Raw genomic sequence first — 25,889 nt, forward strand, 5'->3', positions numbered from 1 at the left:
CATCAGGTAACTGTGGACTATGTTTATTTAGATATAAACAGGCTTTGACAAGCAATTTGGCTAATCAGGTTTGGGGCAAAAAATGGATGTGCATGAGGTCGCGGCCTTTTATCAACGGCTCGATAAAACAACACTCAGTGAACTTAAGCAAATATATCATCCGAATATTGAATTTCAGGATGCAGCGCATCGCCTTGTTGGACTGGATGCTCTGCAGCACTATTTCGAAGAATTGTATCGGAATGTGAACCAATGCCGCTTTCATATTATGGAAGTCTTCACGCACCCCGAAGGCGGCATGATCACCTGGGAAATGGAGCTGTCACACCCAAAGCTAAACCGTGGTCACAGTGTCACGGTCTGTGGCGTATCTCATCTCAAATTTGCCGAGGGTAAGGTGATTTATCACCGTGATTACTTTGATATGGGCGAAATGGTTTATGAGCACATTCCTTTATTGGGGCACCTTGTTCGTGCCACCAAACAGAGATTAGGTCAGTCATGAACATACTGATTACCGGAGCCACTTCCGGTATTGGCCAGCAGCTGGCGTTAGATTATGTGGCGCAAGGCGACCAAGTGATTGTGTGTGGTCGCAATCAACAGGTTCTTGATGAGCTTCAAGCGCGCTCGCCGTTACTACACAGTCTTGCATTAGATGTGACCAACTTAAAACAGTGCATCAAGGCATTCGGCCAATTGCCATTTGTGCCTGACGTTTGGATTTTTAATGCCGGTGTATGCGAATACATCGATGACGGCGAGCTCGACAGCGGTTTGATTAAGCGCGTTATGGACGTCAATTTTTTCGGCGTTGTGCACTGCTTGGAAGCGATGATTCCTTACCAAGCTCAAGGCCAACAAGTCGTGGTGGTGAGTTCGATTGCTGGGGAGTTGGCACTGCCTAGAGCGGAAGCCTACGGTGCATCTAAAGCGGCGATCAGCTATTTGACACAAGCGTTGGCTCTGGATTGGGAGCGGCGTGGTATTGCACTGAGCTTGGTTATGCCCGGATTTGTTGCAACGCCTTTAACGCAGAAGAATACCTTCTCAATGCCGATGATGATCTCGGTGAACGAGGCATCGCAGCAGATTCGTCAGCAGCTTAGGGAAGGAAAGCGTTTTATCTATTTACCCAAGCGTTTTACTACGTTGCTGCGTTTGGTCGCGATGTTGCCGTATCGTTGGCAGCAAAAGTTGGTCCAGCGTTGGATTTTAAGCTAGGGAGTGTGCATGAAAATCGCCATTATTGGTTCAGGTATTTCAGGATTAACGGCTGCTTACTATTTGCATCCAGACCACGATATTACTCTGTTTGAAGCCAATGATTATATTGGCGGACACACGGCCACCGTTAACGTCACGTTAGCGGGCAAAGAGTATGCTGTCGATACTGGGTTTATTGTCTACAACGACAGAACTTATCCGAATTTTATCCGTTTAATGGATGAGCTCGGCGTTAAGCGTCGCCCTACAGAAATGAGTTTCAGTGTACGTAATGATGGCAATGGTCTTGAGTATAACGGTCACTCACTGCGCACCTTATTTGCTCAAAAACGCAATTTATTCCGCCCAGCCTTTTACCGTTTCATTGGCGAGATCATGCGTTTTAATCAACTGGCTAAAGAAGCTGCAAAAAGTCACAGCCGCTATTCAACTCTTGGCGAGTTTTTGCAAAAACATCGGTTTAGTGCAGATTTTTGTGAGAACTACATTTTGCCGATGGGAGCGGCGATCTGGTCTTCGACCATGGCGGATATGCGCCAGTTTCCTCTGGATTTCTTCCTGCGTTTTTTCCTCAATCATGGCCTACTGGATGTATTAAATCGACCTCAGTGGTATGTGATTGACGGAGGATCAAGCAATTATATTCCGGCATTAACCGAAAAGTTTGCCGATAAGATACGCCTTAACAGTGAAGTGACGCGTGTGATTCGTGGTCAACTTGGGGTTGAAGTGGTTTCTAAAGGCGTGAAAGAGCGGTTTGACGATGTGATTTTTGCTTGTCACAGCAATCAAGCATTAGCGATGCTCAGTGATGCAACTGACGAGGAGCGTAGCCTCTTGAGTGCAATTCGCTATCAGCCAAACGATGTGGTGTTGCATACCGATGTGGATCTGTTACCGCGGCATAAGAGTGCTTGGGCTGCATGGAATTACTGGTTAAATGGCAGTCCTGAAGAGGCGAGTGCGTTACCTGCCGTGACCTACAATATGAACATTTTGCAGCATATTCGCGCACCGCATACGTTTTGCGTGACACTCAATAACAGTGAGCGTATCGACCCTAGCAAAATATTACGGCGATTTGTGTATGATCACCCGGTATTTAGTGTGGAGGCGATTGCGGCTCAGAGTAAACGCGATGTCATCAATGGCCGCCATCACACTTGGTTTTGCGGTGCTTATTGGTATAACGGCTTTCATGAGGATGGGGTGCGTAGTGCGTTGGATGTGGTGGCCCTTATCGAAGAGAAGTATGCCGATAATATCAATCGAGGAGCGGCATAATGCTATGCAGTAAGCTCTACGTTGGTCAGGTTAGACACCGCCGTTTTACCCCCACTGCTCACGCGTTGAATTACTCACTGTTCATGCCGTGCATCGATTTGGACGAATGGCCAATGTTGATGGGAAGCACTTGCTTACTTGGTGAACGCTGGTGGAACTGGGCTCGGTTTAAGCGCCAAGACTATGTTGGTCAAGGAGACCTAAAAGCGGCAGTGCAACAGAAGGTCGCTGAGTTAACCGGAGAGCGGCTCACCGGACGCGTCATGGCGCTGATTCATCTGCGCTATTTTGGCCTCTATTTTAGTCCAGTGAACTTCTACTATCTTTATGACGACCAAGATGTTTGGCGTTATCTGTTGGCGGAAGTCAGCAACACACCATGGAATGAACGCCATTACTATGCGGTTCCCGCTGGCGATGACAGCACTGCTCAATGGCAACACCCCAAAGCGTTTCATGTCTCACCCTTTAATCCCATCGACCAAACTTACCGCTGGAATTTGAAAGAACCGCAACAGCGCTTAATGGTGCACCTTGAGTGTTGGCGAACAGAGAAGGAATTTGACGCCACGTTACAGATGCAAGCTCAGCCCTTTACCGCAAAAAAATTAACTTGGCTTTTGGTCAAAACACCCATCATGAGCGTGAAAGTGATGTTTGGCATTTATTGGGAAGCCATAAAATTATGGATAAAAGGAGTTCCTGTGTATGACCACCCTGATAAGGAACCCCCACACAATAAGGAGAATCCACCATGTTAAGTAGCACTTCTGTCGCATTAAGTAAGCCACTTTCCAGTTGGCAAAAGGGGGCAAGACGCGCCATTTTGCGCGGTTTAAGTCGTCTAGAATATGGGCAGCTAACGCTTGTGGAACGTTTTTCTGAATCTGACCCTGCCGACCAGATGACTTTTGGCGCTGGTGACGGTATTCGTGCCGAAATTGTGGTCTCTAATCCGAATTTTTATTGGCGAATTCTGCGTGGTGGCAGTATCGGTGGAGCTGAGTCGTATATTGAAAATGAGTGGGATAGTTCCGATCTTACCGCCGTTATCGAGCTTGTTGCAGCTAACCAAAGTTGGCTTGATCGTATAGAAGCGCAAACCGGTTTGGTGAAGCGGCTGGCAACCAAAATTGGCCACTGGCTTAATCGCAATACTGTTAAGCAAGCTAAGCAAAATATTTTGGCTCATTATGATCTGGGTAATGACCTTTACCAAACTTTTTTGGATAAAGAGATGCTCTATTCCAGTGGCTGTTATGACTCCCCAACCGATACGCTAGAACAGGCACAAATAAATAAAATGGAGCGGCTTTGTCAACAATTGCAACTGAGTTCAAGTGATCATGTGGTTGAGATTGGCACTGGATGGGGTGGAATGGCTATTTACATGGCACGTCATTATGGCTGCAAAGTAACTACGACGACTATTTCTGATGCACAGTACGACTACGCTTGTCAGCGTGTGACAGAGCAAGGCTTAGGCCATTTAATTACTGTATTGAAAGAGGATTATCGACGCCTAACGGGCCAGTTTGATAAATTGGTGTCCATCGAGATGATTGAAGCGGTGGGACAACGTTATTTGCCCAGTTACTTACGTCATTGCCAAGCGCTTCTCAAACCGGGCGGTATCATGGCGCTACAAGCCATCACCATCGCCGACCAGCGGGTCGATTACTATGCGCACAATGTCGATTTTATCCAAAAGTATATTTTCCCCGGCGGCTTTTTACCGTCAGTCACTTATCTTGCACAAAGCCTCACCAAACAGACGGATTTCGTAATTCGCCAATTACACGATTTTGGTTTGGATTATGCAGCGACGTTAAAGGCGTGGCGCGCCCGCTTTGAGCATGCTTTACCGCAAATCACGGCATTGGGCTATCCACCAGAATTTATTCGTCTGTGGCGCTTTTACTTTTGTTACTGCGAGGGTGGATTTATGGCGCGTTCGATTTCAGTGGTGCATCTTACCATGACTCGTCCAGTGTAAAGGGCAGTCATGGGCAAGCGACTAGAACGCCACTTAGCCTTAGTCTCCCCCAAAGCTCAATTTCTGGTGAGTTCACTGTGGTTTGATGTGATATGGGTCTTGGCGGTAGTGGGGCAGGAGCGTTGGCAATGGGGCAGTTGGCTATTGGTCGCTGTAACATGGAGTTATACGCTTTGGCACCATCGTGGGCGACGTGTTGCGGTGCTGCTATCGATGAGCGTGACTGCTGCTATGGGAATTGGCTTAGATTGGTTCAATATTCAATTCGGTGTTTTTGTCTTCACTGTGTCGGGATTCCCAAGTTGGTTAATGGCGCTGTGGTGTGGTTTTAGCTGGTATCTGTTGTGGTTATTACCAGTTGGAGCAAAGTGGCCACTGGTTTTTTGGATCGTGTTTGGGGCGCTTGGTGGCGTGTTGAGTTATTGGAGTGGTGCTCGTTTAGGTGCAGTTTCTTTGCCATTAGGCTTGAAAGAGAGTGCCTTGATATTGGCTGTGGAATGGGCATGTTTATTCGGCGTGATGAGACTATGGTGGCGACGTTGGGAAAAGGACATTATTCACTCTTAGCGTTACTCATCGGGTTGCTGCTTTTCTCATTTTCATGGCGCTTGGCAGCGGCAGAGCAAGATTGGCAGCAATGGCCGACTGTTGGTAAAGCGCAATTTACTTGGTTATGGTTTGATGTTTATCAATCCTCACTGCACACGCCTGACGGTCACTACCATGGTTTATCGAGCGATCTTGTTTTAGATATTCAATATCAACGGCGCATCAGTGCTAAGCAATTACTGGATGCAACTGAGCAACAATGGGTGGCGATGGGGTATCCGAATGAGTCGATTCGCCAGTGGTTGTTAGCCTTATCCCAACTTTTCCCCTCAGTAAATGCGCAAGACCGTCTATACTTTGTAGCACAGCAAGAGCGTGGCCAGCTCTATTTTTCAGAGCAAGGCCGCATGCCAATACGGCTAGGTGATACTAACGATATTGAACTGAGCCGCGCCTTTCTCTCAATTTGGTTGGGGCCGCAGACGCAATATCCTGATTTACGTAAAGCACTGATCGGAGAAACACCATGATGAAACAATGCAAACTCATCTCGCGTTGGTTTGCGACCGTGTTTGTTGTCGCCCTAGCGATTTTTCTCACCAGTTGCAGCGCGGATATCGATGAGTATCAAGGGACTGAGCCTAAATTTGACCTGTTTGGGTACTTTGCTGGTCAAAGCCAAGCGTGGGGGATGGTACAAGATTATCGGACGATGCAGACGCGGCGTTTTCATGTCACCTTGCATGGGGTGGTGCAGCACAATCAACTGATCTTAGACGAGCAGTTTGTTTATGATGACGGTAAGACGGAAAGCCGGGTATGGACCATCACTCGTGAAGGCGAAGGCCGTTATATCGGGCGGGCGAACGGTGTTATCGGGGAAGCCGTAGGGCAAGAGATGGGCAATGCATTGCGGTGGCAATATCGCTTTCATCTCAAAACAGAAGAACACGATCTGGAAGTGGAGTTCGATGATTGGCTTTATCGTCAAGATGAGTTGCATCTCTTTAACACCACCACAATTTCAAAATGGGGAGCAACTTTAGGCAGAGTCACGCTGTTTTTCGCCAAACCGGCGGCGGTTTCTCCAGCCAATTCTTCAGCGCAGTAGTGTAGTTTGATACCGCTAAAATAACAAAAGGGAGCAAATACTCCCTTTTTAACACTCTTAGAATTCGAGGCTTATAGCTTGTCAGTTAGCTCAATTGCGTAACCGATGTAGCTGCCAGGAGTCATCGCTTTTAGACGTGTTTTTTCGTCTTCAGGAAGCTCTAAACCATCGATGAAATTGCGCATGATTTCGCCGTTAACGCGTTTGCCACGAGTCAACTCTTTCAATTTCTCATACGGTTTTTCGATGCCGTAACGACGCATTACAGTTTGGATAGGCTCTGCAAGCACTTCCCAGTTGTGATCCAACTCATCAGCGAGTTCTGCTGCGTTGATTTCCAGTTTGCTGATGCCTTTTAGCGTAGAAGTATACGCGATAAGCGCATAACCCACACCCACACCTAGGTTACGTAGAACCGTAGAGTCAGTTAGGTCACGTTGCCAGCGAGAAATAGGCAGTTTTTGTGCTAGGTGAGAGAAGATAGCGTTCGCAAGACCCAAGTTACCTTCTGAGTTTTCGAAGTCGATTGGGTTCACTTTATGCGGCATGGTTGAAGAACCAATTTCGCCAGCGATGGTTTTTTGTTTGAAATGACCTAGTGCAACGTAACCCCAGATATCACGGTCGAAGTCGATCAGGATAGTATTGAAACGTGCAATCGCATCGAACAATTCAGCGATGTAATCGTGTGGTTCGATTTGAGTGGTGTATGGGTTCCAATCAACGCCTAGAGATTCAGTGATGAACTCTTCGCTGAATTTATGCCAATCAAGAGTAGGGTACGCTGATAGGTGAGCGTTGTAGTTACCTACTGCACCATTGATTTTCGCTAGGATTTCAGTGTTAGCAATTTGCTTGTACTGACGTTCCATACGATAAGCAACGTTAGCCATCTCTTTACCCATAGTAGATGGAGAAGCTGGCTGACCGTGGGTACGAGATAGTAGAGGAATATCGCGGTACTCAACGGCTAATGCTTTAATCGCGTCGATGATGTTACGAATTTCTGGAAGAATCACATGATCACGAGCTTCTTTAAGCATTAGCGCGTGAGAGGTGTTGTTGATGTCTTCTGAAGTACAGGCAAAGTGAATGAATTCATTGATTGCGTGTAGTTCTGGGATCGCTGCTACTTTTTCCTTAAGGAAATATTCAACGGCTTTAACGTCATGGTTCGTTGTACGTTCAATTTCTTTGATACGTGCAGCATCAGCTTCGCTGAAGTTTGCTGCGACTTCATCAAGGAATTGACTCGCCTGTGCGCTGAGTGCAGGAACTTCTGCAATCTCGGCAGTGGCTGCAAGCTTCTGTAACCAACGGATTTCAACGATAGTGCGGTACTTTAGGAGACCATACTCACTGAAGATACTGCGCAACGCAATCGTTTTACTTCCGTAACGGCCGTCTACCGGTGAAACAGCAGTCAATGCTGACAGTTCCATGTTCTTCTCCTGAATATTAAGTTAAGAGTGAGAGTGAAAAAGGATACGCGCCGACATCAATTAGATTCTCTTCAGAATTAATTGCGCCTGTTCAACCATTTTTTTACGGCCGAAAATCAGGTGGCGACGTTTACCACCAACCTGACGCCAAAGTACGGCACAACGGATGCCAGCAAGCAGCAGGGCGCGCACTTTGTTTTGGTTAGTGGTTTGTTGTAATACAGAAGGTGTACCAGTGACTTGAATACGCGGACCAATAGGACTGATCACATCAAGGTAAACACTGGCGAGGTTACTGATCATCTGATCTTCTAGCAGATCAAAATGCGCAGTTTGACGCTCGAGCATATCTAGACGATCGCTCAATTGAGATAGGGCGTCAGGACGACGTGTGAGCTTACGTTCAAGAGCCATCAGGCTGATGATATAGCGGGTAATTTCGCTACCCGATGGCGTGCTGTCTATGCCTTTAACCATACAGTTGAGGCCAACTTGCAAGTTGGCCTCATTGCCAAAGACACTGAGGGTGTCTTTAGGATTCATGCATAGCACTGAACGGAGTGAAACTTCAAACGCGTCTGAATCACATTGACCATTTCTTGCTACTTGCTGTACCAAAGCGACAGCTTGGCACATTCCCGCAAAAGCAATAGTACGATCGAAAGGTGTATTAGCCACGTATTAACTCCTAAGTTAACTAAAAGAGGCGCTTTTCAATCACACCACCACCCAAACAGACTTCGCCTAAGTAGAATACGGCAGACTGTCCCGGTGTTACTGCGACTTGCGGCTCATTGAATATCACTTTTACAGTAGTGTCATCGATAGGAGAGACAGTGCATTCAATGTCAGCCTGACGATAACGAGTTTTCACTGTACAAGTGAGCGTCTCGGTTAACGGCTCGTTGCTAATCCAGTTCATTTGAGAAGCAATCAAACCATCTGATTTTAGTAGTGGATGATCACCACCTTGTACAGCGATCAACACATTACGTTTTAAATCTTTTTCAGCGACGTACCATGGCTCTTCACTTGCGTCTTTTAGACCACCAATATGCAGACCTTTACGTTGACCTAACGTATGGTACATCAAACCTTGGTGTTCACCGATGACTTTCCCTTCTGGGGTTTCGATTTTACCTGGTTGTGCTGGTAAGTAACGACCAAGGAACTCAGTAAACTTACGCTCACCGATAAAACAGATACCCGTGGAGTCTTTTTTCTTCGCAGTGATGAGATCTTGCTCTTCTGCAATACGACGAACTTCAGGTTTTTCTAATTCACCGACTGGGAACAGACTGCGTGCTACTTGCTCATGAGATAGAGCATGTAAGAAGTAACTCTGGTCCTTATTGCCGTCCAAACCACGTAGTAATTGCGGTTTTTCACCATTTTGAGGGAAAGTACGGCGTACATAATGTCCCATAGCAATATAGTCGGCATCCAACACTTGATCGGCAAATTCTAAGAAGGCTTTGAACTTGATTTCTTTGTTGCACAGAATATCTGGGTTTGGAGTACGACCTGCTTTGTATTCCGCAAGGAAGTATTCAAATACGTTGTCCCAATATTCAGCAGCAAAGTTAATTGTGTGTAAATGGATACCAAGTTTGTCGCAAACAGCTTGAGCGTCAGCAAGATCCTGAGCCGCAGTGCAGTAATCTTCACCGTCATCCTCTTCCCAGTTCTTCATGAACAGACCTTCAACTTGATAGCCTTGCTGTTGCAGAAGATAGGCCGAAACTGACGAATCTACACCACCCGACATGCCGACAATCACTTTCTTTTGACTGTTTGCGTTTAGGTTTTCTGACATAACTTAATACCACTAAATTAACTCGGACGCCGATTCTAACAGAAAGATTTTTTTGAGGACAGTTCATTCCTTGCAGTATTGAGCTTTTCCCGCCTGAGTGCTGCGCTTTGCACCACTTTTGCGCATGGATTTATGCGACTTGAATAGCAAGTGTTGTTGTCATGCTAGCTTGATATATTCACAGCTGTGTCACTGTGGAATCGTTTTCCCTCTTGATTAACGGAAAGGGCAATGAAGATAAATTATGTTACATAAAAGCAATATTAGCGATTGATGAATCATCTTGCTATTTCATGATGTTCTAAATAATCCATTGATTGCTTTTTTTAGGTATTTGTTTATCCACATTAACCCCATCTTAACCAGGGCTATTTTAAATATAAGCGCGTTTTCATAATTTAAACCATGGTTTCTTTTTTACTAATCTCACCCTAAGCGAAATAAAAGGAGCGGGTAGTGGCAAGATAGGGCATTTGAAGGGTTGTAAGATAAATAGTTGATCAAATTTGTTGAGTAAACGTTTGCTATACTCCATCAAGTTGTGGAACCGTGGTGTGCGATGTAGAATCGCCGCCCCTATCTCGATTGAACTTGTTGTTGGGTACTATGAAATTTCCGGGACGCCGTAAGTCAAAACATTATTTCCCTGTCCATGCTCGTGATCCTTTAGTGGTTCAGGCGCAAGAAACAGAAACACTTATCACGACACACATTATTGGTATTGACCAAACCTTGGTTGATATAGAAGCGAATGTAACGTCAGAATTAATTGAACGTTATGGCTTGAGTAAAGGTCATTCACTGGTGCTCGATGACGAGCAAGCTGAAGCGCTTTATAACGAATTAAAGACGCAGATGTTGATCACTAATGAATATGCTGGTGGCACTATTGGTAACACTCTGCACAACTACTCAGTACTCGCTGATGACCGCTCTACCTTATTGGGTGTGATGAGTAATGATATTAAAATTGGCAGTTACGGGTACCGTTATTTATGCAATACCTCTAGCCGAGTTGATCTGAACTATTTGCAGGGAGTAGATGGTCCTATCGGTCGCTGTTTTGCTTTGATCACAGAAGATGGTGAACGTACTTTCGCAATTAGTGAAGGTAAAATGAATCAGCTGGAACCGACCAATATTCCCGAAGCGATTTTTGAAAATGCCTCAGCATTAGTTCTTACTGCTTATTTAGTGCGTTGTAAACCGGGTGATCCAATGCCTGCTGCAACGATGAAAGCAGTGGAATACGCGAAAAAATACAATGTGCCAGTGGTTTTAACCCTAGGAACTAAATTTGTTATCCAAGATGATCCGCTATTCTGGCAGCAATTTTTAAAAGACCATGTTTCTGTTGTGGCGATGAATGAAGATGAAGCGGCTGCATTAACAGGCGAAAAAGATCCTTTATTAGCTTCCGATAAAGCGCTCGATTGGGTTGACCTAGTATTGTGTACTGCGGGTCCAGTTGGTTTATTTATGGCCGGTTATACAGAGGATGAGACGAAACGTGAAACAACTCTGCCACTTTTACCTGGTGCTATCGCGGAGTTCAATCGCTATGAGTTTAGCCGCCCAGCGAAAAAAATAACCTGTGCAAACCCTTTAAAAGTTTACTCTCATATTGCGCCTTATATGGGTGGGCCATTAAAAATTAAAAACACCAATGGTGCGGGAGATGCGGCATTATCCGCGCTACTGCACGATATGGCGGCCAATAAATACCACAAAGAGATCGTGCCTAATTCTAGTAAACATCAGTACCAATTTTTGACTTATTCTTCATTTTCTCAAGTCTGCAAATATTCTAATCGTGCTAGTTACGAAGTGTTAGCTCAGCACTCTCCACGTTTGTCGAAAGGTTTACCAGAACGTGAAGACAGCTTAGAAGAATCTTATTGGGAACGTTAACATTATTATGGATATCAATAATAATGCAGTAATATGCTTATTGATATCCATTATCATATGACAGTTTTGAAGATATAAAAAAGGCTCCTTATTAGGAGCCTTTTTATTATCCAACATACTAATTTAGAAATTAAATCTCGAATTGTTCTAGAGATTTACCTTCGTCTAGTGCTTTTTGGATTACAGATGGAGTACGGCCTTGGCCAGTCCAAGTTTTTTCTTCGCCGTTAGTGTCTACATATTTGTATTTTGCTGGACGAGGTGCGCGTTTGCCTTTAGCTTTGCCACCTTTAGTTTCACCAGCTAATGCTGAAATAAGAGCATCAACATCAATACCATCAGCAGCAATTTGTTCAGCAATTGCAGAAAGTTTTGCTTCTTGTTCTGCTAATGCTGCACGTTCTTCTTCTTCAGATTCGCGACGTTCTGTAACAACAGTAGATAATTTATCCAGAGCTTCTTCAAGTTGCTCAAGAGTCAAATCACGAGCGTAGGCACGTAGGCTACGAATATTCAATAGAGTTTTAGTTACTTCCGACATTACTGTTTCCCATTAAATAAAATTTAATAACAAGGTAATTCTAAACCGAGCTATTTATTCTGACAACATAGAAAATCAAATTAAATTAAGATTTACCACAAAATATATCTGCTCAGACTCAATATCAATAAAAAAGTTCAGCGAATTGTAAAATAGAACTCAATTATTTTAGTAACAAATGTCAATAAGTGTAAATTTGTGTCTGATTTTAAGAAGCTCATTGCATAAGATTCATTAATTATAGCCAATTAAGAAAATTTCGTGTGAGCTTGGACAAAGTTTAGTCAATTTTTTTTTAATAATAACTAGAGTTGCATTGAGAGCGTGGATAAGTACAATACGCCTACCTAAAGCGAAGTAGAACGTTATTGTCTAGAAATACAAATAAAGACAAGTTCGAGCTTCGACGTAGAGGTGCGGTATTGAAAAGTACCTATGGTTGGAGTGATGTCGATGAACCATAGCGAAAGGCACTATCGCCGAAGTCAGTATGCATATCAACGCTGCTGGCTGGGGTTGCATTAAATAGGTGCAACACTGCCATAGTCTATTATGTTGTTAAACTATGGAGCGCTACTGTAGGGTTGGGTGGAGTGTTCGCTTCCCTTTCGCTTGCTTCAACATATATTGCGTTATTGCGTAATTGTCTGCAGTAGATCTCTAACCATTTGGTTTATGAAGATCATGAATTTAATCGATTTTTCTGCTTCAGCACTGTCAATACTACCTCCTGTAGTTGCGTTAAGTCTGGCTATTCTTACCCGTCGCGTCCTGCTGTCTCTAGGCGTGGGTATTTTACTTGGTGCATTTCTTCTTGGTGATTTCCAAATCGGTCAATCACTCCTTTATGTATTCAACAAAGTCAAAGATGTGTTTATCGCTGATGGCGGTATCAATACTTGGAACATGAGCATTGTTTGCTTCCTGCTTTTACTGGGGATGATGACAGCGTTGCTGACACTGTCTGGCGGTACTCATGCGTTTGCTGAGTGGGCGCAAGTGCGTGTAAAGAGCAAGCGTGGTTCAAAACTGCTGGCGGGTTTCCTTGGCGTGTTCATCTTTGTTGATGACTACTTCAACAGCTTAGCGGTAGGCTCTATTGCCCGTCCTGTTACTGACCGTTTTAAAGTGTCTCGCGCTAAACTGGCTTATATCCTTGATTCCACTGCCGCACCTATGTGTGTTGTGATGCCAGCATCAAGCTGGGGCGCATACATCATGACGATCGTTAGCGGTATTTTGGTGTCACACGGTATTACTGAGTATTCGCCGCTAGGTGCATACATGCGTTTAGTACCGATGAACTACTACGCGATTTTCGCCCTCATCATGGTATTTGTCGTGGCTTGGTTCCAAATGGATATCGGCCCAATGCGTCAACATGAAATCAATGCAGAGCAGGGCGTTGGTTTTGACAGCGACAGTAATATCAAAGATCTGAGCGAAGACTTAGATATTGAAGAGAGCGATCACGGTAAAGTCTCTGACCTTATCATGCCGATTGTGATGCTGATTATCGCGACCATCTCTGCGATGATTTACACCGGTAAGGTTGCGATGATCGCCGATGGTAAACCGTTCACTGTGCTGGGTGCATTTGAAAACACCGATGTGGGTACCTCTTTAGTCTTCGGTGGTCTAATTGGTTTAGTCGTTGCGCTATACACAGTGCTAAAACAACGCTTAGCAACTAAAGCGATTAGCCACACTCTTTGGGTGGGTGCTAAATCGATGTTTGGTGCCATTGTCATTCTTGTGTTTGCTTGGACTATTGGCTCTGTTATCAGCGACATGAAAACGGGCGCGTACATGTCTTCTTTAGTACAAGGCAATATCGACCCGCATTGGCTACCTGCAATCCTATTTGTGCTTTCTGGCATTATGGCGTTCTCTACCGGCACCTCTTGGGGTACGTTCGGCATCATGCTACCTATCGCAGGCGACATGGCTGGAACCGCAGATGTGGCACTAATGCTGCCTATGTTAGCTTCAGTATTGGCAGGTTCGGTTTTTGGTGACCACTGTTCACCGATTTCAGATACAACCATTTTGTCTTCGACAGGTGCCCGTTGTAACCATATCGACCACGTGTCGACTCAGCTGCCTTACGCGTTAGTGACAGCGATGGTTTCATTGGTTGGTTACATCGTACTGGGTTTAACGGATTCAAGCTTGATTGCGTTTGCCGCAACCACTGTGACCTTTGTAGCAGCATGTTTCGTTATGATCACCATTTCAAAAAGCAAAATGGCCGCTCAAACTGCTGTCGCTAGATAAAAATCCAGATAAAATCATCTGTTGCTGGTTTGTTAATAAAAGGAGGCTCAAGCCTCCTTTTTTTATTCATTTAAAAAATGTCGATAAAAACGCATTTTATGCTTGAAAAAAGGCCTGAGCTTAGTTAGTGTGGTTTCAGTCCAACGAAATAGTAGATCATAAGTATGCGTAATTGTGCAATGAACATTCATCATCACCATCATCATCCCTAACCAGTCTTTCGGGAGATGAACGCATACCCGGGAGGCAGGAAGCTCCCGGTGGTCAAATCAAAGTATTGCAAGATTTCAAACCCTCGGGAGCCATAAACCCCGAGGGTTTTTTATTTGGCTTGACAAGAAATGTTTGAAATTCAACATATTGCAAAGGAATAATGTAATGCAATCACAACGTCTTCGTATCGCAATTCAAAAGAAAGGTCGCTTAGCGAAAGAGTGCCAGGAACTACTAAAACAATGTGGCGTTCGTTTTAATATCATGGGTGAGCGTTTAGTCGTTCACGCGGTAAATATGCCGATTGATCTTCTACTGGTTCGCGATGACGATATCCCTGGTTTGATCATGGATGGTGTCGTCGATTTAGGGTTTATCGGTGAAAACGAGTTAGAAGAAGTGCGTCTTGATCGTTTGGCACTCAACGAACCTAACGAATTTGTAACATTACGCCGCATGGATTTTGGTGGCTGCCGCCTCTCAATCGCTATCGACTCTGATGAAGTTTACAACGGTCCTCAAGACTTAAAAGGTAAACGTATCGCAACCAGTTACCCACAACTGCTTAAAGCCTACATGGATCGTCAAGGCATCAATTTCAGCACTTGTATGTTAACTGGCTCTGTTGAGGTCGCTCCTCGTTCTGGCCTAGCAGATGCCATCGCTGACTTAGTCTCTACTGGCGCAACTCTTGAAGCAAACGGCCTAAAAGAAGTGGAAGTGATTTTCGAATCTAAAGCCACACTGATTCAACGTGCTGGTGAATTTGCCCCTGATAAAGCTCAACTTATCGACCGCCTTCTGACCCGTATGCACGGGGTGCAACAAGCAAAAGAGTCTAAATACATTATGCTCCACGCTCCAGTTGACAAACTGCCACAAATCACTGCGTTACTGCCTGGTGCAGAAGATCCAACAGTATTGCCTCTTTCTGCAGATAAAACCCGTGTAGCGGTACACCTAGTGAGTGCCGAAAACTTGTTCTGGGAAACAATGGAGCGCTTAAAAGCTCTGGGTGCCAGCTCTATTCTGGTTTTGCCAATTGAGAAAATGATGGAGTAATGACGATGAGAACAGTAGTTTGGCAATCCCTAAGTGAAGAACAACAAGAAAGTATTCTAGAACGCCCAGCCATTACAGAAGGGGCGAATATCACAGCTGCCGTAGCAGATGTGATTGGTCAGGTTCGTCGTGACGGCGACGCAGCGCTTTGGGCACTGACGGAAAAATTTGATCGCGTCAAACCCAAATCTCTGCGAGTGTCAGAAGAAGAAATTGAAGCGGCATCGGCACGTCTGACTGAAGAGATGAAGCAAGCGCTGGAAACAGCTTACACCAACATCAGCAAATTCCACAAAGCGCAGCGCCCACAGCCAGTGAAAGTAGAAACCATGCCGGGTGTGATGTGTGAGCAAGTCACTCGCCCGATTAATAAAGTGGGTCTCTATATTCCTGGTGGTAGCGCGCCACTGCCATCAACGGTATTGATGCTGGGTGTTCCAGCGCAAATTGCGGGTTGTCGTAAGGTGATTCTTTGTTCACCACCACCGATCGCCGATGAAATTTTGTATGTTGCTAAGCTGTGCCAAATTGATGAGGTGTATAACCTTGGTGGTGGTCAGGCGATCGCTGCAATGGCCTACGGTACAGAATCTGTGACTAAAGTGGATAAAATCTTTGGCCCAGGCAACGCTTACGTGACGGAAGCAAAACGTCAAGTGAGTAACGATTTCCGTGGCGCAGCGATTGATATGCCAGCGGGACCATCTGAAGTGTTGGTGATTGCTGATGAGTCAGCCGATGCGAACTTCATCGCGGCGGATCTTCTTAGCCAAGCAGAACACGGTCCAGATTCACAAGTGGTACTTGTGACACCGTCACCAGTTATCGCTGATCAGGTGACTGACGCGGTACAAAAGCAGCTTAAAGAACTCACTCGCGCCTCAATTGCACAAAAAGCGTTAGCATCGAGTTTGATTATTATTGCCGAGTCTCTGACCCAAGCCGTTTCTATCTCAAACTTCTACGGGCCAGAACACCTTATCGTACAAACCAAAAATCCACGTGAATTAGTGCCGTTATTTGATAACGCAGGTTCGATTTTCCTTGGTGAATGGTCGCCTGAATCGGTAGGCGATTATGCGTCTGGTACCAACCACGTATTGCCAACGTATGGCTACACACGCACTTACTCAAGTTTAGGATTGGCAGACTTTAGTAAACGCATGACAGTGCAAGAGCTTTCAGCATCAGGTCTACAAAGTTTAGCACCAACCGTTGTTGCAATGGCGAATGCAGAAGGGTTAGACGCACACCGTCGTGCTGTCACCATCCGTGTTGAAAAACTGACAAAGGCGAATTCATAATGGAAAAATTAGCTCGTAAACAAGTTCAAGCGTTAACGCCATACCTGTCGGCTCGCCGTATCGGTGGTAGTGGTGATGTGTGGCTTAATGCAAACGAATCGCCTTTTGCTAACGAATACACTCTTAATCTGAATTCACTTAATCGCTACAGTGATTGCCAACCAAAAGAGCTGATTGATGCTTATGCGGCGTATGCCGGTGTAAAACCATCACAAGTGTTGACCTCGCGTGGCTCTGATGAAGGGATTGAACTGCTGATTCGTGCCTTCTGCGAAGTGGGTGAAGACGCTATTCTGTACTGCCCACCAACTTATGGTATGTATGCAATCAGTGCGGAAACCTTTGGCGTTGAACGTAAGAAAGTGCCTCTTACTGCTGATTGGCAGCTCAATTTGCCAGAGATCGAACGCCAACTAGACAACGTAAAAATTGTCTTTGTATGTAGTCCCAATAACCCAACGGGTAACTTAGTTAACCGCGCCGATATTTTGCGTTTGCTCGAAATGACCAAAGACCGTGCGATCGTGGTGATGGACGAAGCGTATATCGACTTTTGCCCAGAAGCATCAACCATCGATCTGTTAGCAGAATATGAACACCTTGCTGTGCTACGTACGTTATCGAAAGCTTTTGGTTTGGCAGGGTTACGCTGTGGCTTTACTCTCGCAAACGAAGAGCTTATTCAAGTTCTACTTAAAGTGATTGCCCCATATCCAGTGCCAATTCCGGTCGCGGAAATTGCAGTACAAGCGCTGTCGCCAGCTGGGCTTGCACGCACCAAATTCCAAGTACTCGATATCATTGCAAACCGTGCTTATTTACAAGCGGGTTTGAGTGTTATTCCAGGTGTGACCGTCTTTGATGGTTGGGGTAACTATATATTGATCGAGTTTCCTGACGGCGATGCACTGTTTAAAGCTGCTTGGGATGCGGGCATTATTTTGCGCAATTCACCGATTGCTAACTGCGTGCGTATTAGTGCTGGAAGTCGTGCTGATTGTGAAAAAACATTGGCATTTATCCGCAGCTATTATCAATCTGTAACTGCTAACAATAACTGAGGCGAAGGGAGGCTAAGCCTTCTCCGAAAAAGGAACTTTCTGTGAGTCAACAACAAAAAATTCTCTTTATAGACCGTGATGGCACTCTGATTGTTGAGCCGCCAATTGATTTTCAAGTCGATCGTCTCGACAAGCTTAAATTGGAACCGTTAGTGATTCCAAGTTTGCTTAAGTTGCAAGACGCGGGCTTTCGCTTAGTGATGGTGACCAACCAAGATGGTTTAGGTACCGACAGCTACCCACAAGCGGATTTCGATGCGCCCCACAATATGATGATGGAGATCTTCACTTCACAAGGCGTGAAATTCGATGATGTGTTGATTTGTCCGCACTTTGAAAAAGACAATTGTTCTTGCCGTAAACCGAAATTGGGTTTGGTGAAAGAGTATCTGCAAAGCGGTCGTATCGATTTTACGCAGTCAGCGGTGATTGGTGACCGCGCGACGGATATGCAGCTTGCGGCAAACATGGCGCTACAAGGTTTTCAATACCATCCCGAAACCCTTAACTGGCCTGAGATTGTGAAACGTTTGACCACCAAACCACGTGTCGCGCAAGTGATTCGTCAAACCAAAGAGACCGATATCAAAGTGGCAGTGAATCTGGATGAAACCGGTGGTAATCAAATTAGTACCGGTCTTGGTTTCTTTGATCACATGTTAGATCAAATAGCCACCCATGGCGGTTTCCGTATGGTGTGTGAAGTCAAAGGCGACCTACACATTGATGATCACCACTCGGTGGAAGATACCGCTCTAGCATTAGGGCAAGCGTTGAAAGAAGCATTAGGTGATAAACGCGGAATTGGTCGTTTTGGCTTTACCTTGCCGATGGATGAGTGTTTAGCGCAATGTGCGTTGGATTTGTCTGGTCGTCCTTATTTGAAATTCGATGCAGAGTTTAGCCGTGAGCAAGTGGGGGATTTTTCTACCGAAATGGTGTACCACTTCTTCCGTTCTTTGACGGATACATTGGCGTGCACTTTGCACCTATCGTCAACTGGACAAAACGATCACCACATTATTGAAAGCTTATTTAAAGCCTTTGGCCGTACATTGCGCCAAGCGATTCGTGTTGAAGGAAACGAGCTACCAAGTAGCAAAGGAGTGTTGTAATGACGCAAAACGTGGTCATCATCGATACTGGCTGTGCCAATATTTCTTCATTGAAATTTGCCATTGAGCGCTTAGGTTTTCCCGCAGTGATCTCTAAAGATCCCCAAGTGGTTTTGGCGGCCGACAAAGTGTTTCTCCCTGGTGTGGGTACAGCTACTGAAGCGATGCACAACTTGAAAGAGCGTGGGCTAGTCGAGCTGGTTAAAAAGGTGGAAAAACCCCTACTGGGTATCTGCCTTGGTATGCAACTTTTAGGTTTGCGTTCAGAAGAAAAACGCAGCGATGCCACGGAGAAAGTGGACTGTTTAGGGCTTTGCCCTGGTGAAGTTAAACAGATGGATACCGCTGGCCTGCCATTGCCTCATATGGGGTGGAACAATGTCACGGCGCAAGCTGGTCACCCACTGTTTAAAGGCATTGAAGCCAGCGAGTATTTCTATTTTGTGCACAGCTTTGCCATGCCAGTCGGTGATTACACCATTGCTCAGTGTGACTATGGTCACCCATTTAGTGCAGCGATTCAAAGTGGCAATTATTACGGGGTGCAGTTTCACCCAGAGCGCTCTTCTAAAGCCGGCGCTAAATTGATTGCTAACTTTCTTAACCTATAACACGGACTATAAACAGCGATTGGCAGAGTAACGCTGTGCCAATACAAGGAAGACGAGATGATAATTCCCGCATTAGATTTGATTGAAGGCCAGGTAGTTCGTCTCTACCAAGGCGATTATGGTCAAGTTACTGAATATAAAGTGGACCCGGTAGAGCAGTTTGCCGTGTATCACCAAGCCGGTGCCAATTGGTTGCACTTAGTGGATTTAACTGGCGCAAAAAATACAGAAGCGCGCCAGCTCGACTTAATTGCTAAGTTGATTGCTAGTACCCCAGCGAATGTACAAATTGGTGGTGGTGTACGCACCGAAGACGATGTGAAAGGTTTACTTGACGCTGGCGCTGAGCGCGTCGTGGTCGGTTCAACCGCGGTGAAAAATCCAACGTTGGTGAAAGGTTGGATGGAAAAATATGGCGCTGAGCACATTGTGCTCGCACTCGATATCAATATCGATAGCCAAGGTGTTCGTCGCGTTGCGATTTCCGGTTGGCAAGAAGATTCAGGCGTCACTATCGAAGAGCTGATTGAAGATTATCAAACTGTCGGTTTGCAACATGTTCTGTGTACCGATATTTCTCGTGATGGCACATTAGCGGGTTCTAACGTTGAGCTTTATGTTGATTTATGTAAAGCGTATCCCGAGGTGCAATTTCAATCGTCTGGTGGCATTGGCAGCCTAGCGGACATTGCCGCGCTTAAAGATACCGGTGTGGCGGGCGTGATTGTTGGCCGTGCACTACTGGATGGTAAATTCACGGCAGAGGAGGCATTCGCATGTTGGCAAAACGCATAATTCCATGTTTGGACGTTCGTGATGGTCAAGTGGTCAAAGGCGTTCAATTTCGTAACCACGAAATCATCGGTGACATTGTACCGCTTGCAAAACGCTACGCAGAAGAAGGCGCTGATGAGTTGGTGTTCTACGATATCACCGCATCAAGTGATGGCCGTGTGGTCGATAAAAGCTGGGTACAACGCGTAGCGGAAGTGATTGATATTCCATTTTGTGTTGCTGGTGGTATTCGCAGCGCCGAAGACTGTGCGCGCATATTGGAATTTGGGGCGGATAAAGTCTCTATCAACTCTCCAGCGCTCGCTAATCCTGATCTGATTACTGAGCTTTCTGATCGTTTCGGAGTGCAGTGTATTGTTGTTGGTATCGACTCCTATTTTGATAAAGAGACTGGTAAATATCAGGTATACCAATTTACTGGCGATGAAGCGCGCACCAAAGCAACGCGCTGGGAAACTTGCGATTGGGTGCAAGAAGTACAACGCCGTGGCGCGGGTGAAATCGTGCTCAACATGATGAACCAAGATGGCGTGAGAAACGGTTACGACCTAGAACAGCTTAATAAAGTGCGAGCTGTGTGTAACGTGCCACTGATTGCTTCCGGCGGTGCAGGCGAAATGGTGCACTTTTTAGATGCCTACCAAAAGGCCAATGTGGACGGTGCCTTAGCTGCATCTGTGTTCCACAAACAAATAATTAATATTGGCGAGTTAAAACGCTATTTAAAACAAGAAGGGATCGAGGTACGACTATGAGTCAAGATCAAGCACAACAGGGTACGTTAGTAGAGCGAATCAATTGGGAAAAAGTCGACGGACTTGTGCCTGCTATTATCCAAGATTTCACCTCAAGCCAAGTCTTGATGATGGGATATATGAACCCTGCCGCGTTAGAAAAAACGCTAGAAACAGAGCAAGTTACCTTCTTTTCTCGTACCAAGCAGCGTCTTTGGACTAAAGGTGAAACCTCAGGCAACGTACTGCAATTAAAAAACATTGCGTTGGATTGTGACCAAGATACTTTGCTGGTTAAAGTGAAGCCAATCGGCCCAACTTGCCACACGGGTACAACAACCTGCTTTGATGCTGATAGCCAAGAAGAGTCACAAATGGTGTGGTTACACCAATTGGAAACCCTATTAGGTGACCGCAAGTCTGCGTCTCCAGAGACCTCTTATACCGCGAGCTTGTATGCGCGTGGTACGAAACGTATTTCTCAGAAAGTGGGTGAGGAAGGGGTTGAAGTGGCATTAGCGGCAACAGCGGGTGATAAAGATGAGCTGATTTGTGAATCGGCGGATCTGATTTACCACCTACTGGTACTGCTTAACGATCAAGAGCTGTCGATGTCTCACGTGATCGATAAACTCAAAGAGCGCCACAATAAGTAAGCGCTCCACAGCAAGTAAGCGCACGATAGTGCTTTGTTGATCGATTCGCCCCTAATTGGGTTATCCCTAATTAGGGGCGAATTTGTTTCCACTCACCAGGCTGTAAATCGCCTAAGGTGATATCGCCCATTGAATAGCGAATCAGGCGTAGGGTCGGAAAACCGATGTGAGCTGTCATACGGCGTACTTGACGATTACGCCCTTCAATAATCGTGATGGCTAGCCAAGTGGTTGGAATGGCTGCTCTAAAACGCACTGGAGGATTGCGCTCCCATAGCCCTTCAGGTTCTGCCATGACCACCACTTGGGCTGGTAATGTCATACCATCTTTTAATTCGACACCATCGCGTAGCGGCTGCAAATCAGCTTCGGTAGGGGCACCTTCTACTTGAACCCAGTAAGTCTTTGGTGACTTTGACTGAGGTTGAGTGAGGCGAGCTTGCAAAATCCCATCATTGGTGAGCACCATCAAACCTTCGCTATCGCGGTCTAAGCGACCCGCAGCGTATACTTCTTTTAGCGGAATAAAATCGGCCAATGTTTGGCGACCATCGCCATCAGTAAACTGGCTTAATACATCAAAGGGTTTGTTAAAAATCACCACTTTTTGGTCTTGCAGTGCCACTTTGGGCCGAGATGCATTGGTACTAGTACGTCCGCTACGTCGGTGGTTTGAGGCTGTAGGTCCTGTAGTGGAGCGCTTTCTAGCCGTGGTGCTAGCACTTTTTTTTGGCGCGAAATGACGCTTCTCTTGCGGGTGAGATGACATGTTAACTACCTTGCAAAAATGTAAAATTATCGCTGCGATCGTTTTTTGAAAGCGAACTTTACGTTATGATTTCGAAAACAAAAACAGGTTAGACGCGAAAGGTATTGGACTCTAGCGTCAGATTTGGTTATCAATAATAGCGCGATGAGTGACAACGCTCTAGGCAAGTGGCTCACCCATCACGGTTTTGTCAAATCATACCATGTATTACATCTGTTTGGTCTCGCGATGGGTGTATTCACTGTCAAAGACATGCGTCTGTGTTAGTTGGCGAGTCAAAACCATGTCCCCACAAGGACGATGACAGCAGCAATGTTGTTCTACACTACAATCATGAAGAGTGAGTTAAGCTTGCTCGAAAGGATTGGACGTTCATCAAGCCTCTCTTGTCACAGTCGACAACTGTGCTGGCAACATTAGGAGTGATGAAGCAATATCATCTTCGAGCAGGGTAGCCACACACACGATAGCGGCTTTATCGTGTTTTAAGAACATATAGGGAAAGTTCATGCCTACAAAAAAACCAACGATCATTTATACGATCACTGATGAAGCACCGGCACTTGCAACATATTCTTTATTGCCAATTATTCAGTCTTTTACTGCCTCTTCAGGCATTGAAGTAGAGACACGAGATATCTCCTTAGCTGGACGTATTCTGGCGAGTTTTCCAGAACATCTTAAAGAAGATCAACGCATTGGTGATGCACTGTCTGAATTAGGCGCATTAGCTCAAACTCCAGAAGCAAACATCATTAAGCTGCCGAACATTTCAGCATCAGTTCCACAGTTGAAAGCTGCGATCAAAGAGTTGCAAAGCAAAGGTTATGACTTGCCTGATTATCCTGAAGAGCCAAGCACTTATGATGAAGAAGCAATCAAAGCGACTTACGATAAAATCAAAGGTAGTGCAGTAAACCCAGTATTGCGTGAGGGTAACTCAGACCGTCGTGCTCCTGCCTCTGTAAAAAATTACGCGAAGAAAAACCCACACTCAATGGGCGCGTGGAGTAAAGAGTCCAAATCCCATGTGGCGAGCATGAGCGATCACGATTTCTTTGGTAGCGAAAAATCCGTTACCGTGGCGCAGCCAACCGAAGTGAGCATAGAGTTTGTTGGTCAAGATGGCAGTAAAAAAGTATTGAAAAAACCTTTTGCGCTTAAAGCACAAGAGATCATTGATGCTTCAGTGCTCAGCAAAAAGGCGCTGATCACCTTCTATGAAGAGCAAATTGCGCAAGCCAAACAGCAAGATGTGTTACTTTCATTGCACCTAAAAGCCACCATGATGAAAGTCTCTGACCCAGTGATTTTCGGTTACGCAGTGAAAGTGTATTACAAAGCCGTATTCGATAAACACGCCGCTTTGTTTGCTCAATTAGGTGTGGATGTGAACAATGGCTTGGGTGATGTGTATGCGAAAATTCAATCGCTACCAGACGCTCAACGTCAAGAGATCGAAGCTGATATCGCTGCGGTTTATCAAACTCAGCCAGCACTGGCGATGGTCGACTCTGACCGTGGCATCACTAACTTACACGTACCAAGCGATGTGATTGTAGATGCGTCTATGCCAGCCATGATCCGTTCTTCTGGTCAAATGTGGGGGCCTGACGGCAAACAGAAAGACACCAAAGCGGTGATTCCAGATCGCTGTTATTCAGGTGTGTATCAAGCGGTAATTGAGTTCTGTAAAGAACACGGCGCATTTGATCCAACCACCATGGGTAGCGTACCAAACGTTGGTTTGATGGCGCAAAAAGCCGAAGAGTACGGTTCACACGATAAAACCTTTATTATTGATGCGGCAGGTACCGTCAATGTAGTCGATAGCGCAGGTAAGGTTCTTCTCAGCCAAACCGTCGAAGAAGGCGATATCTTCCGTATGTGTCAGGTGAAAGACGCACCTATTCAAGATTGGGTAAAGTTAGCCGTGACACGCGCTCGTGCCAGCAACACTCCAGCGGTATTCTGGCTTGACAGTGCTCGTGCTCATGATGCTGAGCTGATCAAAAAAGTGAATCAATACCTACCTGATCACAACACTGAAGGCCTAGAGATCAAAATCTTGTCACCAGTGGATGCAACGCTCTATTCACTAGAACGCATCAAAGCGGGTAAAGATACCATTTCCGTCACTGGTAACGTATTACGTGACTACCTAACGGACTTGTTCCCTATTTTGGAATTGGGCACGTCGGCAAAAATGCTCTCTATCGTTCCATTGATGAATGGTGGTGGTCTATTTGAAACTGGGGCGGGTGGTTCTGCACCTAAACACGTGCAACAAGTGCAAAAAGAGAACCACTTACGTTGGGATTCATTGGGCGAGTTCTTGGCACTAGCGGCCTCACTTGAACACCTAAGCCAAGTGTCTGGTAATCAACAAGCGCAAGTATTAGCGGATACGCTTGATAAAGCGACCGGTGAATTTTTGGATACCAACAAATCACCTTCACGTAAAGTAGGCGAGCTAGATAACCGTGGCAGCCATTTCTACTTAGCTATGTACTGGGCGCAAGCTTTAGCTGCGCAAACCGCTGACAAAGCGTTAGCGGCGCAATTTAAGCCAGTTGCACAGCAACTTGCCGACAATGAAGCTGCGATTGTGGCAGAATTAAATGGTGCTCAGGGTATTCCTGGTGATTTAGGTGGTTACTATCTACCTGAGTTTGATAAAGCTTCAACGCTGATGCGTCCAAGCGCCATTCTTAATGGCATTATCAATGCTCTGTAGAGTGACGACGCCTAGAAACAATAAAACCCGCTGCGGCGGGTTTTTTATGCTTTGCAAAGTAATCGATTTGCTAAGTTAACGTATTCTGCTGGTACGTTTTTTCTTTCGGGTTGGCTGCTATTTAGCCAGCTCACCTTCGATGGGAACGACGCTGCTCGCGTGAGAGCCTTTTGGTCCTTGTTCCACTTCGTAAGATACCTGCTGTCCCGCTTTCAATGTGCGGTAGCCATCCATCTGAATGGTCGAATAGTGAGCAAAGATGTCACCATCTTCACCTTCTGGACAGATAAAACCAAATCCTTTAGCGTTATTGAACCATTTCACTGTACCTGTAGCCATGCTATACATCCCTCATGCATTGTGTTACTGATGTGATTGCAGTGCAGTTAAACCCAAATTGTTAACTTTCACTGTTAGTGAGAATCGATCTACTACCAAATCATTACTCACTAATTGACCAATTTAGCTAATGATTGACCACAGTCAATAGGAAAATTGCATAAAGATTGAATGTTTTATAAGCAAATCACTTTTGGGATTTGCAATTTGGTAACGCAACTTACTCTTTTTTAACTTCTTTGATTCGCATTTGGCGACGCAAAGTGTGAAATTGTTTGTATATTTGCGATGAGAATTTGTGCGGTCAAGCAGGTCAGTGATCGGAATCGCAATCTTTTA

The 25,889-nt window shown here is 45.4% G+C and carries 25 protein-coding genes, 1 riboswitch and 1 other annotated feature; of the genes, 19 read left to right on the forward strand and 6 right to left on the reverse strand.

All coding sequences use genetic code 11. From position 1 onward, the window contains the following. Positions 1 to 82: 82 nt before the first annotated feature. Genes OCV11_RS06310 through OCV11_RS06345 form a run of 8 tightly spaced genes read left to right on the forward strand, consistent with a single transcriptional unit; the run spans position 83 to position 6,167 of the window. Positions 83 to 505 (forward strand): nuclear transport factor 2 family protein, encoded by a 423-nt coding sequence (locus tag OCV11_RS06310; RefSeq protein WP_261895722.1) that lies wholly within the window; start codon positions 83 to 85, stop codon positions 503 to 505. Then, entirely contained in the window at positions 502 to 1,224 is a 723-nt protein-coding gene (locus OCV11_RS06315; RefSeq protein WP_261895724.1) for an SDR family NAD(P)-dependent oxidoreductase, read from the forward strand. The genes OCV11_RS06310 and OCV11_RS06315 overlap by 4 nt, the downstream gene beginning before the upstream one ends. 9 nt (positions 1,225 to 1,233) lie before the next feature. Beyond that, complete coding sequence (locus OCV11_RS06320) at positions 1,234 to 2,511, forward strand: NAD(P)/FAD-dependent oxidoreductase (RefSeq protein ID WP_261895725.1); 1,278 nt, start codon at positions 1,234 to 1,236, stop codon at positions 2,509 to 2,511. Beyond that, a complete protein-coding gene (locus OCV11_RS06325) occupies positions 2,511 to 3,272 on the forward strand; it encodes a DUF1365 domain-containing protein (protein ID WP_261895726.1) in 762 nt (253 codons plus the stop codon). The genes OCV11_RS06320 and OCV11_RS06325 overlap by 1 nt, the downstream gene beginning before the upstream one ends. Continuing rightward, positions 3,266 to 4,507, forward strand: a complete 1,242-nt coding sequence (locus OCV11_RS06330) for an SAM-dependent methyltransferase (RefSeq protein ID WP_261895727.1) — start codon at positions 3,266 to 3,268, stop codon at positions 4,505 to 4,507. Before OCV11_RS06325 ends, OCV11_RS06330 begins: the two co-directional genes overlap by 7 nt. A 9-nt stretch (positions 4,508 to 4,516) precedes the next feature. Further along, the gene (locus OCV11_RS06335; protein WP_261895728.1) at positions 4,517 to 5,074 is read left to right on the forward strand and encodes a DUF2878 domain-containing protein; all 558 of its coding nucleotides are present in this window, start codon (positions 4,517 to 4,519) and stop codon (positions 5,072 to 5,074) included. After that, positions 5,011 to 5,586 (forward strand): chalcone isomerase family protein, encoded by a 576-nt coding sequence (locus OCV11_RS06340; RefSeq protein ID WP_261895730.1) that lies wholly within the window; start codon positions 5,011 to 5,013, stop codon positions 5,584 to 5,586. The genes OCV11_RS06335 and OCV11_RS06340 overlap by 64 nt, the downstream gene beginning before the upstream one ends. Further along, on the forward strand, positions 5,583 to 6,167 hold the full coding sequence (locus OCV11_RS06345; RefSeq protein WP_261895731.1) for a DUF3833 domain-containing protein: 585 nt from the start codon (positions 5,583 to 5,585) through the stop codon (positions 6,165 to 6,167). The genes OCV11_RS06340 and OCV11_RS06345 overlap by 4 nt, the downstream gene beginning before the upstream one ends. 71 nt (positions 6,168 to 6,238) lie before the next feature. Here OCV11_RS06345 and purB read toward each other — a convergent pair whose 3' ends face one another. Genes purB through mnmA form a run of 3 tightly spaced genes read right to left on the reverse strand, consistent with a single transcriptional unit; the run spans position 6,239 to position 9,425 of the window. Continuing rightward, a complete protein-coding gene (gene purB / locus OCV11_RS06350) occupies positions 6,239 to 7,609 on the reverse strand; it encodes an adenylosuccinate lyase (RefSeq protein ID WP_261895732.1) in 1,371 nt (456 codons plus the stop codon). A gap of 60 nt (positions 7,610 to 7,669) precedes the next feature. After that, positions 7,670 to 8,287: a high frequency lysogenization protein HflD gene (hflD, locus tag OCV11_RS06355; RefSeq protein ID WP_261895733.1), complete on the reverse strand. Its 618-nt coding sequence runs from the start codon at positions 8,285 to 8,287 to the stop codon at positions 7,670 to 7,672. Between the two features lie 19 nt (positions 8,288 to 8,306). Beyond that, the gene (mnmA, locus tag OCV11_RS06360) at positions 8,307 to 9,425 is read right to left on the reverse strand and encodes a tRNA 2-thiouridine(34) synthase MnmA (RefSeq protein WP_261895734.1); all 1,119 of its coding nucleotides are present in this window, start codon (positions 9,423 to 9,425) and stop codon (positions 8,307 to 8,309) included. Positions 9,426 to 10,031: 606 nt separating this feature from the next. Between mnmA and OCV11_RS06365 the strand changes: the two genes are divergently transcribed. Beyond that, on the forward strand, positions 10,032 to 11,336 hold the full coding sequence (locus OCV11_RS06365; protein ID WP_261895735.1) for an inosine/guanosine kinase: 1,305 nt from the start codon (positions 10,032 to 10,034) through the stop codon (positions 11,334 to 11,336). A 130-nt stretch (positions 11,337 to 11,466) separates the two neighbouring features. Here OCV11_RS06365 and OCV11_RS06370 read toward each other — a convergent pair whose 3' ends face one another. Further along, a complete protein-coding gene (locus tag OCV11_RS06370) occupies positions 11,467 to 11,877 on the reverse strand; it encodes an H-NS family histone-like protein (protein WP_261895736.1) in 411 nt (136 codons plus the stop codon). A gap of 401 nt (positions 11,878 to 12,278) precedes the next feature. Beyond that, positions 12,279 to 12,461, forward strand: a riboswitch (Lysine riboswitch). Between the two features lie 100 nt (positions 12,462 to 12,561). On the opposite strand from OCV11_RS06370, the gene OCV11_RS06375 reads away from it, so the two are divergent. From OCV11_RS06375 to hisIE, 9 genes are all read left to right on the forward strand, one after another. Continuing rightward, complete coding sequence (locus tag OCV11_RS06375) at positions 12,562 to 14,154, forward strand: Na+/H+ antiporter NhaC family protein (protein ID WP_261895737.1); 1,593 nt, start codon at positions 12,562 to 12,564, stop codon at positions 14,152 to 14,154. 190 nt (positions 14,155 to 14,344) lie between these two features. Continuing rightward, positions 14,345 to 14,481 (forward strand) — a sequence feature (His leader region). 51 nt (positions 14,482 to 14,532) lie between these two features. Then, positions 14,533 to 15,429 (forward strand): ATP phosphoribosyltransferase, encoded by an 897-nt coding sequence (hisG, locus tag OCV11_RS06380; protein WP_261895739.1) that lies wholly within the window; start codon positions 14,533 to 14,535, stop codon positions 15,427 to 15,429. A 5-nt stretch (positions 15,430 to 15,434) separates the two neighbouring features. After that, positions 15,435 to 16,733, forward strand: coding sequence for a histidinol dehydrogenase (gene hisD / locus OCV11_RS06385; protein ID WP_261895740.1), 1,299 nt, complete (start codon positions 15,435 to 15,437; stop codon positions 16,731 to 16,733). After that, positions 16,733 to 17,794 (forward strand): histidinol-phosphate transaminase, encoded by a 1,062-nt coding sequence (gene hisC, locus OCV11_RS06390; protein ID WP_261895741.1) that lies wholly within the window; start codon positions 16,733 to 16,735, stop codon positions 17,792 to 17,794. The genes hisD and hisC overlap by 1 nt, the downstream gene beginning before the upstream one ends. A 41-nt stretch (positions 17,795 to 17,835) precedes the next feature. Continuing rightward, the gene (gene hisB / locus OCV11_RS06395; RefSeq protein WP_261895742.1) at positions 17,836 to 18,909 is read left to right on the forward strand and encodes a bifunctional histidinol-phosphatase/imidazoleglycerol-phosphate dehydratase HisB; all 1,074 of its coding nucleotides are present in this window, start codon (positions 17,836 to 17,838) and stop codon (positions 18,907 to 18,909) included. Next, positions 18,909 to 19,520 carry an imidazole glycerol phosphate synthase subunit HisH gene (hisH, locus tag OCV11_RS06400; protein WP_261895744.1) on the forward strand — a complete coding sequence of 204 codons (612 nt, stop codon included), beginning with the start codon at positions 18,909 to 18,911 and terminating at the stop codon, positions 19,518 to 19,520. Before hisB ends, hisH begins: the two co-directional genes overlap by 1 nt. Before the next feature lie 57 nt (positions 19,521 to 19,577). Further along, positions 19,578 to 20,315 (forward strand): 1-(5-phosphoribosyl)-5-[(5-phosphoribosylamino)methylideneamino]imidazole-4-carboxamide isomerase, encoded by a 738-nt coding sequence (gene hisA / locus OCV11_RS06405; RefSeq protein WP_261895745.1) that lies wholly within the window; start codon positions 19,578 to 19,580, stop codon positions 20,313 to 20,315. Continuing rightward, positions 20,297 to 21,070 (forward strand): imidazole glycerol phosphate synthase subunit HisF, encoded by a 774-nt coding sequence (gene hisF / locus OCV11_RS06410; RefSeq protein WP_261895747.1) that lies wholly within the window; start codon positions 20,297 to 20,299, stop codon positions 21,068 to 21,070. Before hisA ends, hisF begins: the two co-directional genes overlap by 19 nt. Beyond that, positions 21,067 to 21,705, forward strand: a complete 639-nt coding sequence (gene hisIE / locus OCV11_RS06415) for a bifunctional phosphoribosyl-AMP cyclohydrolase/phosphoribosyl-ATP diphosphatase HisIE (protein WP_261895748.1) — start codon at positions 21,067 to 21,069, stop codon at positions 21,703 to 21,705. The genes hisF and hisIE overlap by 4 nt, the downstream gene beginning before the upstream one ends. A gap of 70 nt (positions 21,706 to 21,775) precedes the next feature. On the opposite strand, the gene OCV11_RS06420 is transcribed toward hisIE, so the two are convergent. After that, on the reverse strand, positions 21,776 to 22,474 hold the full coding sequence (locus OCV11_RS06420; protein WP_261895750.1) for a pseudouridine synthase: 699 nt from the start codon (positions 22,472 to 22,474) through the stop codon (positions 21,776 to 21,778). Positions 22,475 to 22,982: 508 nt separating this feature from the next. On the opposite strand from OCV11_RS06420, the gene OCV11_RS06425 reads away from it, so the two are divergent. After that, entirely contained in the window at positions 22,983 to 25,211 is a 2,229-nt protein-coding gene (locus OCV11_RS06425) for an NADP-dependent isocitrate dehydrogenase (protein ID WP_261895752.1), read from the forward strand. A gap of 117 nt (positions 25,212 to 25,328) precedes the next feature. Here the strand turns inward: OCV11_RS06425 and cspD are convergent, their stop codons facing one another. Beyond that, on the reverse strand, positions 25,329 to 25,550 hold the full coding sequence (gene cspD / locus OCV11_RS06430) for a cold shock domain-containing protein CspD (protein WP_261895753.1): 222 nt from the start codon (positions 25,548 to 25,550) through the stop codon (positions 25,329 to 25,331). Between the last annotated feature and the right edge of the window lie 339 nt (positions 25,551 to 25,889).

This window comes from Vibrio porteresiae DSM 19223, from assembly GCF_024347055.1.
Classification (GTDB): domain Bacteria; phylum Pseudomonadota; class Gammaproteobacteria; order Enterobacterales; family Vibrionaceae; genus Vibrio; species Vibrio porteresiae.

Coding starts and splice junctions, on each gene's coding strand:
- OCV11_RS06345 (WP_261895731.1), top strand. CDS start 5,583: ATGATGAAACAATGCAAACTCATCTCGCGTTGGTTTGCGACCGTGTTT.
- OCV11_RS06365 (WP_261895735.1), top strand. CDS start 10,032: ATGAAATTTCCGGGACGCCGTAAGTCAAAACATTATTTCCCTGTCCAT.
- OCV11_RS06325 (WP_261895726.1), top strand. CDS start 2,511: ATGCTATGCAGTAAGCTCTACGTTGGTCAGGTTAGACACCGCCGTTTT.
- mnmA (WP_261895734.1), bottom strand. CDS start 9,425: ATGTCAGAAAACCTAAACGCAAACAGTCAAAAGAAAGTGATTGTCGGC.
- OCV11_RS06370 (WP_261895736.1), bottom strand. CDS start 11,877: ATGTCGGAAGTAACTAAAACTCTATTGAATATTCGTAGCCTACGTGCC.
- hisG (WP_261895739.1), top strand. CDS start 14,533: ATGCAATCACAACGTCTTCGTATCGCAATTCAAAAGAAAGGTCGCTTA.
- hisF (WP_261895747.1), top strand. CDS start 20,297: ATGTTGGCAAAACGCATAATTCCATGTTTGGACGTTCGTGATGGTCAA.
- OCV11_RS06335 (WP_261895728.1), top strand. CDS start 4,517: ATGGGCAAGCGACTAGAACGCCACTTAGCCTTAGTCTCCCCCAAAGCT.
- cspD (WP_261895753.1), bottom strand. CDS start 25,550: ATGGCTACAGGTACAGTGAAATGGTTCAATAACGCTAAAGGATTTGGT.
- purB (WP_261895732.1), bottom strand. CDS start 7,609: ATGGAACTGTCAGCATTGACTGCTGTTTCACCGGTAGACGGCCGTTAC.
- OCV11_RS06340 (WP_261895730.1), top strand. CDS start 5,011: ATGTTTATTCGGCGTGATGAGACTATGGTGGCGACGTTGGGAAAAGGA.
- hisC (WP_261895741.1), top strand. CDS start 16,733: ATGGAAAAATTAGCTCGTAAACAAGTTCAAGCGTTAACGCCATACCTG.
- hisD (WP_261895740.1), top strand. CDS start 15,435: ATGAGAACAGTAGTTTGGCAATCCCTAAGTGAAGAACAACAAGAAAGT.
- hisIE (WP_261895748.1), top strand. CDS start 21,067: ATGAGTCAAGATCAAGCACAACAGGGTACGTTAGTAGAGCGAATCAAT.
- hisH (WP_261895744.1), top strand. CDS start 18,909: ATGACGCAAAACGTGGTCATCATCGATACTGGCTGTGCCAATATTTCT.
- OCV11_RS06420 (WP_261895750.1), bottom strand. CDS start 22,474: ATGTCATCTCACCCGCAAGAGAAGCGTCATTTCGCGCCAAAAAAAAGT.
- OCV11_RS06425 (WP_261895752.1), top strand. CDS start 22,983: ATGCCTACAAAAAAACCAACGATCATTTATACGATCACTGATGAAGCA.
- OCV11_RS06375 (WP_261895737.1), top strand. CDS start 12,562: ATGAATTTAATCGATTTTTCTGCTTCAGCACTGTCAATACTACCTCCT.
- OCV11_RS06320 (WP_261895725.1), top strand. CDS start 1,234: ATGAAAATCGCCATTATTGGTTCAGGTATTTCAGGATTAACGGCTGCT.
- hisA (WP_261895745.1), top strand. CDS start 19,578: ATGATAATTCCCGCATTAGATTTGATTGAAGGCCAGGTAGTTCGTCTC.
- OCV11_RS06315 (WP_261895724.1), top strand. CDS start 502: ATGAACATACTGATTACCGGAGCCACTTCCGGTATTGGCCAGCAGCTG.
- OCV11_RS06330 (WP_261895727.1), top strand. CDS start 3,266: ATGTTAAGTAGCACTTCTGTCGCATTAAGTAAGCCACTTTCCAGTTGG.
- OCV11_RS06310 (WP_261895722.1), top strand. CDS start 83: ATGGATGTGCATGAGGTCGCGGCCTTTTATCAACGGCTCGATAAAACA.